The sequence below is a fragment of the Acinetobacter kyonggiensis genome (genome assembly GCF_900107285.1).
Classification (GTDB): domain Bacteria; phylum Pseudomonadota; class Gammaproteobacteria; order Pseudomonadales; family Moraxellaceae; genus Acinetobacter; species Acinetobacter kyonggiensis.
In genome coordinates, this window is sequence record NZ_FNPK01000012.1 from 37,981 (window position 1) to 50,180 (window position 12,200).

Genomic DNA, 12,200 nt, shown 5'->3' on the forward strand with positions numbered 1-12,200 from the left:
GTTTAATGTACATTCGGAGATATAGGATTAAACAAATATTTAGATGATTTTAATAGCTCATACACATCTACTTCCTGTTCTTGTGCTTGACTGAAAAAATTTCGTAAATCATTCGCTTCAGTACTCTTCCATTCCTCTGCTTTCATCACTTTACGTGATGCTCTTGGCTTCTTTACTGGAGTCATAGTCTGATCTTGTCCAAGTTCATCTTCAGTGGAAGAGCTATCTAATATCTCTAAAATATGCTGGAGAAGTACCTGTAATTTTTCGTTTGGATATCGTTTTAATGTAGAAGTAACATACGGTTCTATTGTAGCAGCCGGGTGACCCAAGGCTGTCAGCATACCAATGAGGGTAGAATAATGCGGTCCTAAATCTTTATGCTGTTTTTTCATTTTTAATTCAGATTTAAAGAGTTGTTTTTCAACATATTCTTTAATTTGAACTTGAGGGATAGTTAGGTCAGAATACCGTGCAATACGTGCGGGATTGCCTGAACGCAGTGCATCTAAAATGTCGTGGACTGGCTGTAATTGTTCTTCATAGACCTTTTTAAATAATTCTGAGGTGATTTTTTCTAGGCCGATGGTGATGGCGTGAATTTGTACCAGACAGAACAGCTTAACCACTAGATCTGGAATACCCTGCGTATAATAATACCAAGTGTTTCTTAATTCATCGGTCAGTTCAGCTGGTTGTTGAACCCATTGATATTGCCACAGCTTGTTGGTAAAGGCATACCATTCAGAAATGATCATTTGATCAGGGTCGCCAGGATCTGGAATAGGCGCTTCATTGCGCATAGGTTCCCAGATTAAAGAGCCTAATCCTGCACTGCGTCTAGCTGACCTTAAGTCTTCTTGCAGGATTTCATTGGCTTTAGGTGTCCCAATCATCACGATAGGAATCGATGCCACATTCACCAGCGTCACAAAGAAATTAAGAATGATCTCAGCCCCGCCAGATTTTTTTGTATTCAAATGCTGGATTTCATCAATGATTAAAAGTCCAATAGAATAATTATTTGCGATAATTTTCATCTGTTGCAGCATGGCATTCACATTTAAGCGGCTTCTGGTGAAACGATGCTCGAAGTTAGTATCTCCTAACGCTAAATCTACTGCTCTAAAAAAGTTTGAACATAAGTTTTTTAAAGAGCTGTCATGCGGGCAATCAATTTTAAGGAAAACAATTTGTTTTAATCCTAGCTCTTTATGCCCAATCACTTGTGGGTAATAACGCAAAATCTTGTTCATCGTCGTTGTTTTTCCGCTTCCTGAGCATCCTATAATTGACATGCTGGTCGCAGTTGATTCTGGAGGTGCATAGCGGTAAGAACTTTCATTCGATGGTTCAAGTTGTTGAAAAGCGGCGTGCAAATGCCTTTGTCTATCACCATTATTGATGTTTCTACTCACGTAACCTTGCCGGATCATGATAGAAATTTTTTGTTCCAGTGATAGATGTTTGGTCAGTGGTTGAAAAAAATCATGAGGCAGCTGAGCAATCAGATGGATTCTTTCTGGTTGGGGTAAAAAACGCTGCTCTGGAATAAATTTCAGTTTTCCTCGTAGGTGTTTAATGACTGACTTCGTATCAAGGATAGGCGGTAATTTAGTAATTAGAGGATTATCCCCATAGATGTCTTGTATCGATGTATTAACTACTATTTCATTATTATTCATTCTTCATCGTCCTCTTCAAATAATTGTCTCATTAAGTCTGGTTGACTGGTCAAATCCAGATTGCTGCTGTCAGATTGGGATATTTGAGAATTGTCTTGGTTGGGATGGATAGTCCGGATAGAATTGCTGGGTCTGTTCTGGAGATGTTCCGCACGTTCCACTTGGATAGCTTCTTGTTTATTCTGACGGATATCCCGAGTACGTTGTGCTTTAGAAAGTTGATGAACTCCTACTTGAGCCTGCCGACTCTGTGCTGCATGAATGATTTTGTCAGTAAAATCCTGCAACTCACTGATGGCTACAGACTTTAGTTGCGAATGCTGTTTTTCAACAGTTTTGATTGCTTTTTGAATTTGTTCAGCTTCCCACCAGGTCAGATGCTGATATTGACGTGATGCATCACTTAAGTGGGCTTCCCAGTATTCCAATTTATTTTCATCAAAAAAAACATAAATGGTATTTACTGAGTATGGGTCAAAACCAATCCGCAACTTTTTCGGGCGGGATTTGGTCGTGTTACGAATAAACCAGCCTTGTTGATGCATTTCCAGACATTGATAGACTAATCCTTTGACTTTAAGTCCTTTGTCACTTAATGAGGCATCGATCCTAGGTAGCAAGCCAACATATAGTGATTTGTTATCCACTTGTCTCAACATCCCCGTACGGTGCTGTAGGCCCCACTGCCAGAGTTTAAGGGGTATAGAAGGCAGATCAGTCGGCATATCAGCACTGCGATCATATTTCGTCAAAACATCAAAATTATTGCGTAATAAGATGCAGCTTAATATGATTTTTCTGAACTCTTCCAAAGTCAGACAAGCTTCTAGCCGATAATCATGTCCGCCTTTCTTTTTTTCCTTGAATCCAGAAACAACACCGATATTATCGTAGGATTTAAAGCGTGACTGAATAATTCCGAAAGCCCTCTCCACAATACCTTTAGCATCGCTTCGATACGGTGGCGCATTTTCAATTCGAACCGAAAAGTTTTTTTCAAGAAGTTCAATTTGATAGCCAATTAGTTCACCGCGGTCTGCAAGTATGGCGCTAGGTAAACCATAAATAGGCCAGTCTTCCGGTTGTATTTGCAAGCCGTAACTCTGACAGAATTTCACTTTATCTTGGATTGCGACGCTGAGGCATTGTATGGCTGTGTTAAATGAACTGTTTTCCATACCGACATAAAGCCCAGTAATCATCCGGCTGAATACATCGATAACAATATATACGGTAGGTCTACCAATAATCTGTGATGGATCTCGTGATGATACAAGGTAGATATCCGCAATTGTTGAATCTATCTCATAACGTGCACCAGGACCATTTGCTTGCTTGGTTGCTGTTGAAGTCAGAGGTTTGTGATCTTTCAGTGTTTTCTGATTCGTCAGAATTTCCTTGGAATTGTTCTTATTTCTGTATCGCGTATTATAAAAATAATAGAATTGAGCATACGTTGGAATATCTGCGGCTTGCACTTGATGAAAGTGCTTAGAAAATGAATTTTTAAACCGAAGATAAGTTTCGTTAATGGATTGTTTTTTGACGGGTAATAAATACTCTTCGATGGCTTTCTTAAAATACAATTCAACCTGTTCAGTGACATTCTTACCTTCACTCGATTCATAGATGCGTGGTCTACCAATCTTTTTATTACCTATAACTCTTTTTTGGCCTTTTCCACCTGAGTTTTCATAGTCTGGTACCAAAGCATTTATAGTTTGACCACGCTGCCAGTAACGTCTCAGGAGTCGTAAAATTTTATTAATTGATACCTCTTTTTCCAGATGTATAGTTTTTATTCTTGCTGTTCTAATTTTTGCATTGATAAGAACGTGTTCATCATTAATTAGATCTTGAATAATCGAAAAGTTTTCATCTCTTTTTTTGAGTTGAATAGAATCTTCACTCAAGTTTAATCGTTTTAAGTATTCATAAGGATCTTGTGCTGGTATTAGGCTTTGATCATCTGAGAGAGTTTGAATTTCCTTGGACAAAATGAGTTCAGGGAATGCATTTTTATTATCAATAGCAATCCATACCGTATATTGAGGTAGGAATTTGAGTATTCGGTATTGTGTTGAATTCAAGATGTAAACTGAATTAATTAGTTGCATGGATTGTATTCTCATTCTGGAGCAAATTACTTGCATGAATATCAGAGAGTTTAAGCTCCAAGTATGAAATTTCTAGATTAAATTGCAGTATTCGCAGTGCAAATAGTTTTCTAAACAATGCGAGCGTCGTTCCGATACCCATTTTTTGAGTTTGGTCAGTATGGTTACAGAAGAGGATCAATGTGCTTTGAGGATATTGGCTAATTTCTTCCATAAAATAAATTGCTTGATCAATCATATGATTTGTTATTTCAAGATCATTTTTTTCTACATACAGCCATTTAATGTTCTCTAGTACCGTAGCAGGAATGTCTTTTTCAGTAATCAATTTGAAAGGCGTATTGTGCTCTTCTTCCCAGTAGCGACGTTTAATTTCTAATGACTCAATAATATGAGCTTTATTCAGATCTTTGCTGTAAAGAGTGTCAAGTGCTATAGGAAACTTGCCAAAATCAACTAAAAAATCTGAAGATAGGGTAAACGGTATATAATCAACCGATACCTTGTTCATCCGATAACGAGAACAGATAGAGTTAAGATCATAGATATCTAAAGGATAATGTTCGCGAATATCTGTAACTTTCTGATTCCAATCAAGTAGTAAAAAAGTGGATAGCTCTAGATCAGAAAATAAGTGATGAAGACGTTTACTGACACGGCCTTGTACTCTGTGAGAGCGACCAATTGAACTGAAGTTTTGAACAGTTTTACAAGGTTTATAATCGCGTCCATGGCCTTGGCCATACCCTTCCGTTACTAATTCTTCATAGTTTTTTATAATTTTTGCCATACAGAAGACCCCTGTGGGTTTTGGTTGATAATTAATCGTATCTGAAGGGGGGTAACTTTGTATTTGGCAAAAAGATACAAACTTAAATACATTTATACACAAACAAAATTTTATGATTTTAATTATATTATTTATATAATTCAATAACTTAAGTTTTAATTGGGTATTTTAATACTCAATTAATGGACTTGGGAAACATTATTGATAGGCTAAATCATCCACCACACGTCTTAGTGAGCATAGTTCCTTCTTAATCTAATTATACTTTTATGACTAAATACTGTGCCTAATTATGGGAATTTAATTAAGTTTGTTTAATTTTTTATCCTAAGTTATTGATATTTTGAATTCATTATTTTTTAATTTTAAAATTAAGTTTGTATGTAAATTTTATATATTAAATTATGAGCAAAATTAAGTTTGTTTGCAGATTTCCATCATTTGAAAACACGATTTTTTGCTCAGAAAGGCAAAGATCAACTTAAATAAGAATGATATTTTCAAGGGAAATTTAAAAAACTGATACTTTTTGAATGTTAAATAAGAGTTTTATATAGATATATATTATTGAATATATTGTATTTTTAATAAAAACTTTGTTTTTGTAGCATGGGGGTAATTTAGATTGTTTTATATTAAAAAACCTTTAGATCTGGCAGAGAACTACCATACCTAAAGGGTTAGATTTGCTGTTTTCTTATTTTATCAATATACAAAATAAAATAATTAAATCTAAACTTAATTATTTGATACAAACTTAATTATACGAACACAACATTTAAACTGACCTTTTGATCCGAAGTTATTCTACAGTGACTGATTTTGCCAGATTACGCGGCTGGTCAACATCAGTACCACGCAGTACAGCCACATGGTAAGACAGCAATTGAACGGGGATGCTGTAAACAATCGGCGCAAGAATAGGGCTGATACTCGGAATATGAACCACGTGTTGACGGTCTTTTCCTTTAATACCACTGTTTTCATCGGCAAAGACAAATAGCTCTCCGCCTCGGGCTTGGACTTCTTCCATATTCGATTTCAGCTTATCCAGCATGTCATCTTGCGGTGCAAGAATGACCACAGGCATATCATTATCGACCAGTGCAAGCGGCCCATGTTTGAGTTCACCTGCTGCATAGCCTTCAGCATGAATATAAGAAATCTCTTTCAGCTTTAATGCACCTTCAAGCGCAATCGGGAATTCTGTGCCACGACCTAGGAATAGGCAATGTTGTTTTTCAACAAACAATTCAGACAAACGTAAAATATCTTTATTTTGCTGCAAGGTATCTAAAATAACTTTTGGCGTATGCCATAGATCAGTAATGATGGTCGTCATTTTTTCAACAGCAATACTTTGCTTCACTTGACCAATTTTTAAAACCAACAGCATTAGTGCGGCAAGCTGCGTGGTAAATGCTTTGGTTGAGGCTACCCCAATTTCAGGTCCAGCCAAAGTCAGTAAACTATGTTTGGTTTCACGCACCATTGAAGAGGTGGCTACATTACAAATGGTCATGGTGACAATGTTTAAATTTTTTGCCAGCGCACGTTGTTGGGTATCACGCAGCGCGGCTAAAGTATCGGCAGTTTCACCTGATTGAGAAATACAGATATACAGGGTGTGATTGACAATGACCGGTGTGCGATAGCGGAATTCACTGGCAATTTCCACCTGACAAGGTAAATCAATCAGTTGTTCAAACCAATATTTTGCAATCATCCCTGCATGGTAGCTAGTACCACAGGCAATGATTTGTATTTGTTGAATGCTTTTAAAATCGGCAACTGCTTCGGCTAAGAAATCGGCACGTAATGCATTGCTATTGAGCGCTTGGGAAATGGTTTGTTGAATTGCTTCGGGTTGCTCATAAATTTCTTTGAGCATGTAATGTTTATATTCGCCTTTAGATACCGTACTCACGGTTGCATCTAATTCTTTCACAGGACGCTGAACCAATTGACCTTCAACAAAGACTTCAATGCTGCTACGGGTTAAGCGTGCGATATCACCTTCTTCGAGGTAAATAAAACGATTCGTGATCGGCAATAAAGCCAATTGGTCAGAGCTAATAAAGTTTTCGCCAATACCCACACCAATCACCAGTGGCGAGCCTTCACGAACCGTGATCAATTCATCTGGATGATCTGTATGCACGATTCCGAGTGCATAAGCCCCTTTAAGTTGTGGAACCACTTGTTGCACAGCGGTTAAAAGACTAGACGTCGATTTTAGGGCATCATTGATTAAATGCGCGACAACTTCAGTATCCGTTTGCGAGGTGAAAACATAACCGAGGGACTCAAGATTATCTTTGAGTTCTTGATAGTTCTCAATGATACCGTTATGTACTACTGCAACTGTACCCGAAATATGCGGATGGGCATTATTTTCAGTCGGTTTGCCATGTGTTGCCCAACGTGTATGGGCAATGCCTAATGAACCTTCGATATTTGCTTCATTGACTGCGTGTTCTAAATTGACCACTTTACCGACACGACGTTCGCGTAAAACTTGGCCTTGATTAATCAGCGCAACACCTGCTGAATCATAGCCACGGTATTCAAGGCGTTTAAGACCTTCAATTAAAATATTGATAATATTACGTTCAGCAACGCCACCAACAATTCCGCACATATTTAAATCCTCTTATTTTTCCACTTTTTGGGGGCGTTGATAGTTTTCTTTGGCCACTTGTTTTGAACGCTCGAAAGCTAAACTATTTTCTGCAACATCACGGGTAATCACCGATCCAGCACCAACCGTTGCACCATTGCCAATATGGACTGGGGCAACCAGTGAGCTATTTGAACCGATAAAAGCGCAATCGCCAATAATGGTTTTAAACTTATTTGCACCGTCGTAGTTACAGGTGATCGTACCTGCACCAATATTTGAACCTGCACCGACTTCAGCATCACCTAAATAAGTGAAGTGATTGGCTTTAGAACCTAGACCAATACTGGAGTTTTTCACTTCAACGAAGTTACCAATATGTACGTCATTGGCAAGTTTAGCGCCAGGGCGTAAACGTGAAAATGGTCCAATTTGGGCATTTTCACCGACAATGGCATGATCAAAAATGCTATAGGGTTGTACTTTGGTGCCTGCGGCAATTTTACTGTTTTTAATCACGCAACCTGCACCAATTTCGACATGATCACCAAATTCACAATCACCTTCAATGATCACGTTGATGTCAATACGAACATCTTGACCGACGCTTAAATGGCCACGTAAATCAAAACGTGCAGGGTCTATTAAATGTACGCCTTGCTGCATCAGTTTTTTGGCTTGGTTGTTTTGGAATTCACGTTCCAGCGTTGCCAGTTGCACGCGGTCGTTGACCCCTTCAACTTCAAAAGCCAATTCTGGTTCAACCGAAGCCACGCTTAAACCATCGGCAATCGCCATGGCAATAATATCGGTTAGGTAATATTCACCTTGCGCATTTTCATTGGACAGTTTGGGTAACCATTCATGCAATTTGGCATTGTTGACGCAGTAAATACCCGTATTAAACTCTTTAATTTTGCGTTGTTCATCGCTGGCATCTTTATGCTCAACAATGGCTTGAATTTCACCATTTTTACGCACAATACGCCCATAACCTGTGGCATCATCAACCGTCAGGGTCACAATGCCAATCCCCGTTTCTGTAGAGGCTTGCAGCAATTTTCTTAAGGTCGCCTCAGTGATACACGGCACGTCACCCGAGAGGATCAGCGATACGCCATCCGTAGGTAACACGGGCAAAGTCACTTTCACAGCATGACCTGTACCGAGTTGTTCGGCTTGTTCAACCCATTCTACATTTTCTTGGGAAAATACTTGTTGAACCAGATTTCCACCATGACCATAGATGGTAATAATATTTGCTGCATTGAGTTTTTTTGCAGTTTCAATCACATGTCCCAATAAAGGACGTCCTGCAAGAGGTTGTAATACTTTTGGTAAAGTTGAACGCATACGTGTTCCTTTACCTGCAGCAAGAATAATAACGTTAGTAGACATATGCAATCCTACAAGTTTTAGCTTAGCTTAAGCCAATCACAAAATATAAATAAATGCAGATGCAGAGTGCGGCCCAAATGCCAGCGATAATATCATCCAGCATAATGCCGAAACCACCACCAACTTGACGATCAATCACGCTGATAGGCCAAGGTTTCCATACATCAAACAAACGAAATAAAGCAAATCCAATCAAGACCCAATACCAGTTCATGACCCCTAAATAAATGAGCGGTAAAAAGGTAATCGATTGTCCAGCAAACTCATCCCAAACAATACGCCCATCATCATGAACCCCCATCACTTTAGCAGTTTGCCCGCAAATATAGATGCCAACAACAGACATAAGAATTATAGCCAATGTGGCGTTTAAAAACCCCAGTGCCAGCCAAATTGGAATAAACAGCAATGCGAAAGCAGAACCAAAGGTGCCCGGTGCTTTTGGCAGCAGTCCAGAACCAAATCCAACACCGCAAAACACGATACAGCGGTTGAACCAAGCCATGTTTTTAAAATTGATTGCGGGTTTATGCAAAGTGTTGGTATCCATGAAATTGTAATGGATAGTGTGCACCATCCAGCTCAAAAGTTAATCCCTTTTGTTTGGTAATTTGTCCAATAATCGTAATATTAATATCTAATTTTTGTTGCAAAAGTTTATCGTAATTTTGTGGGCTGATGGTAAAACATAATTCGTAATCATCGCCACCCGCTAAAGCGTGATGCCATTGTTTTTCTTGAGGTAAAATATGAAGTGCTTCACTTATTGGAAGTTTGTCTAATTGAATTTGAGCACCGACATGAGATGCTTTGAGAATATGACCTAAATCTTGGGCTAAACCATCCGATACATCAATCATGCCTGAGGCTAAGCCTTTAAGCTGTTGTCCGAGTTGACAGCGCGGTGTCGGGTAATCCAAACGCTTTTGTAGTACATGACCGAGATGCTGTAAAGCAAAAGCAGCATCACCAACGTGCCCACTGACACAAATATAGTCACCTATTTGCGCACCTGAACGTGTTACGGCTTGACCCGATTCAACCCAACCTAGTGCGGTCACTGAAAGAGTGAGGTGTGGACTTTGCGTGGTATCACCACCAATTAAACTGACGCCAAATTGATCGCAACAATCATATAAACCCTGACTAAAGCCTTTGAGCCAGTCATGATCAATTTGGGGTAAGCTCAAGGCCAGTAAAATGCTGTGCGGTTTGGCCCCCATTGCGGCAATATCGGATAAATTGACGGCAACAGATTTCCAGCCAATGGCATGCGGAGTGGTGTCTAAAGGGAAATGTCGACCGGCAACCAAAGTATCGGCACAGATGACCAATTGTTGGTTGGGTGGGGGGGTGAGCAAGGCTGAGTCATCACCGACACCTAAGTCGACAGCATTTCGATTCTGTCGATTGAAATAAGTGTCAATGATGGAAAACTCAGCCATACAACAAATCTACTGAAAAATTAGTCGGCTTGTTGCTTTTCTGCTGCACGTAAGCTGGTTGCTAAACGGTCTAATACACCATTGATGTATTTATGGCTGTCAGCACCACCAAAGTGTTTAGCAAGCTCAATGGACTCATCTAGAACAACGCGATATGGAATTTCAAGATGATCTTTGAGTTCATATGCGCCTAGACGAAGTGCTGCCAGCTCAACACCATCTAAGGCATTAAGCTCACGGTCAAGCACAGGGATTAGGAGCGCATCCAATGCTTCATGATTGGCAACCACTTGAGTTAACAATTCATGATAATAGCCGAGATCCACTTTGTGCATGGCATTTTCCACACGCGTACGTGCTTCAATCTCATGGACGGGATTGTGGCTCATCTGCCATTCATAAATTCCTTGTACAGCAAAGCGACGTGCTTTACGTTTCGCTGCATAAGTAGCTTGAAGTGTTTGCGACATGCTTTAAATAGCCTTTAACAAGTTAACCATTTCAATTGCAGTAAGGGCAGCTTCGCCACCTTTATTACCTGCTTTTGTACCAGAGCGTTCAATCGCTTGTTCAATACTATCCGTAGTAAGTACACCGTTAATCACTGGTAAGCCAGTATCTAGACCAACAACGCCTAAACCTTTAGCGCATTCACCAGCAACAAAATCAAAGTGAGGTGTGCTGCCACGAATCACAGCACCCAGTGCAATGATCGCATCAAAACGATCTGAAGCGGCAAGTTTTTTTGCAACCACAGGAAGTTCCCATGCGCCCGGTGCATGAACAACGGTAATATTATCCTCTGATACACCATGACGTTTCAATGTATCAATTGCACCTTCTAATAGATGTTCGACCACAAAGCTATTAAAACGGCCCACTAAAATCGCGTAACGGCCTTCGCTCGCGAGATGTAACATACCTTCAATACGGCGAACTGCCATAGCAACCTCGATTATTTCTCTGTTGTTTGATTTGCGGTGATATATTCCACCACTTCTAAATTAAAGCCTGATAGTGCGTTAAAACGTAAAGGTGAGCTTAGTAGCTTCATCTTTTCAACGCCTAAATCACGTAAAATTTGTGCACCTACACCAATCGTTTGATATTGCTGAGAAAGTGCTGCATTTGATTTGCTTGGTTTTGGTGCCGTTAAGTTGCTTAAAGCAGGACCCAAATCTTGTAAATGGCGTTGACCAATCCACACCAAAACACCGCGATCACTGTTGGCAATCTCTTTTAGTGCACGGTCTAAGTTCCATGCAGGTTCACCATCTTGTTTATTGAGTTTCAATAAATCACGAACTGGACTAAAGCCATGGACACGAACCGTCGTCACGCCCTCAGCAGGCTGACCTTTCACTAAAGCCAAATGAATATCTGGATTACCCAATTCACGGTAACGATACAAATCAAAAGTGCCGTATTCAGTGTCTAGGGTTTGTTGATCAATACGTTCAACGGTTTGTTCATTGGTCATGCGGTAATGAATTAAATCCGCAATGGTGCCTATTTTCAAACCATGTTTTTCTGCGAAAACTTCAAGGTCTGGACGACGTGCCATAGTGCCGTCTTCATTAATGATTTCACAAATTACAGAGGCCGGTTCAAGTCCTGCAAGACGTGATAAGTCACAACCAGCTTCGGTATGACCTGCACGGTGCAGTACGCCACCGGGTTGTGCCATGAGTGGGAAAATATGACCCGGCTGAACAATGTCAGCAGGTTTAGCATGAGCTGCAACAGCCGTTTGAATGGTATGCGCACGTTCAGCAGGTGAAATACCTGTTGAAATACCTTCTGCTGCTTCAATAGAAAGTGTAAAATTCGTACCATGCTGTGCGCCGTTCGCATCGACCATAAGCGGAAGATTTAGTTGCTGACAACGGTCGCGACTAAGCGTTAAGCAAACTAAACCACGTGCATGCGTGATCATAAAGTTGATATCTTCTGGACGTACATGTGTCGCAGCAATAACTAAATCACCTTCATTTTCACGATCTTCATCATCCATCAGGATGACCATTTTTCCTGCACGGATATCTGCTACGAGCTCTTCAACGGTATTGAGCGGCATCAATCTTCACCTTCTTTTTGTCTCAAACGACATTTTGCTTGTATTGATTGTTGCATAGTCTAACGTGT

The 12,200-nt window shown here is 39.9% G+C and carries 10 protein-coding genes; all 10 read right to left on the bottom strand.

From position 1 onward, the window contains the following. Positions 1 to 2: 2 nt before the first annotated feature. Positions 3 to 1,685: an AAA family ATPase gene (locus BLV99_RS10885; protein WP_092690532.1), complete on the bottom strand. Its 1,683-nt coding sequence runs from the start codon at positions 1,683 to 1,685 to the stop codon at positions 3 to 5. Further along, the gene (locus BLV99_RS10890; RefSeq protein ID WP_092690534.1) at positions 1,682 to 3,802 is read right to left on the bottom strand and encodes a Mu transposase C-terminal domain-containing protein; all 2,121 of its coding nucleotides are present in this window, start codon (positions 3,800 to 3,802) and stop codon (positions 1,682 to 1,684) included. Before BLV99_RS10890 ends, BLV99_RS10885 begins: the two co-directional genes overlap by 4 nt. Beyond that, positions 3,789 to 4,592, bottom strand: coding sequence for a TnsA endonuclease C-terminal domain-containing protein (locus BLV99_RS10895; protein ID WP_092690537.1), 804 nt, complete (start codon positions 4,590 to 4,592; stop codon positions 3,789 to 3,791). Before BLV99_RS10895 ends, BLV99_RS10890 begins: the two co-directional genes overlap by 14 nt. A gap of 802 nt (positions 4,593 to 5,394) precedes the next feature. Then, complete coding sequence (gene glmS, locus BLV99_RS10900) at positions 5,395 to 7,233, bottom strand: glutamine--fructose-6-phosphate transaminase (isomerizing) (RefSeq protein ID WP_092690539.1); 1,839 nt, start codon at positions 7,231 to 7,233, stop codon at positions 5,395 to 5,397. Between the two features lie 12 nt (positions 7,234 to 7,245). Further along, the gene (gene glmU, locus BLV99_RS10905) at positions 7,246 to 8,610 is read right to left on the bottom strand and encodes a bifunctional UDP-N-acetylglucosamine diphosphorylase/glucosamine-1-phosphate N-acetyltransferase GlmU (RefSeq protein WP_092690542.1); all 1,365 of its coding nucleotides are present in this window, start codon (positions 8,608 to 8,610) and stop codon (positions 7,246 to 7,248) included. 22 nt (positions 8,611 to 8,632) lie between these two features. After that, the gene (locus BLV99_RS10910; protein WP_092690545.1) at positions 8,633 to 9,160 is read right to left on the bottom strand and encodes a phosphatidylglycerophosphatase A family protein; all 528 of its coding nucleotides are present in this window, start codon (positions 9,158 to 9,160) and stop codon (positions 8,633 to 8,635) included. Then, complete coding sequence (gene thiL / locus BLV99_RS10915; protein WP_092690548.1) at positions 9,138 to 10,055, bottom strand: thiamine-phosphate kinase; 918 nt, start codon at positions 10,053 to 10,055, stop codon at positions 9,138 to 9,140. The genes BLV99_RS10910 and thiL overlap by 23 nt, the downstream gene beginning before the upstream one ends. A 20-nt stretch (positions 10,056 to 10,075) precedes the next feature. Beyond that, on the bottom strand, positions 10,076 to 10,525 hold the full coding sequence (gene nusB / locus BLV99_RS10920) for a transcription antitermination factor NusB (RefSeq protein ID WP_004649642.1): 450 nt from the start codon (positions 10,523 to 10,525) through the stop codon (positions 10,076 to 10,078). 3 nt (positions 10,526 to 10,528) lie between these two features. Further along, positions 10,529 to 10,999, bottom strand: coding sequence for a 6,7-dimethyl-8-ribityllumazine synthase (gene ribH / locus BLV99_RS10925; RefSeq protein ID WP_004649641.1), 471 nt, complete (start codon positions 10,997 to 10,999; stop codon positions 10,529 to 10,531). A gap of 11 nt (positions 11,000 to 11,010) precedes the next feature. Beyond that, complete coding sequence (gene ribBA, locus BLV99_RS10930; protein ID WP_092690550.1) at positions 11,011 to 12,132, bottom strand: bifunctional 3,4-dihydroxy-2-butanone-4-phosphate synthase/GTP cyclohydrolase II; 1,122 nt, start codon at positions 12,130 to 12,132, stop codon at positions 11,011 to 11,013. Positions 12,133 to 12,200 lie beyond the last annotated feature (68 nt).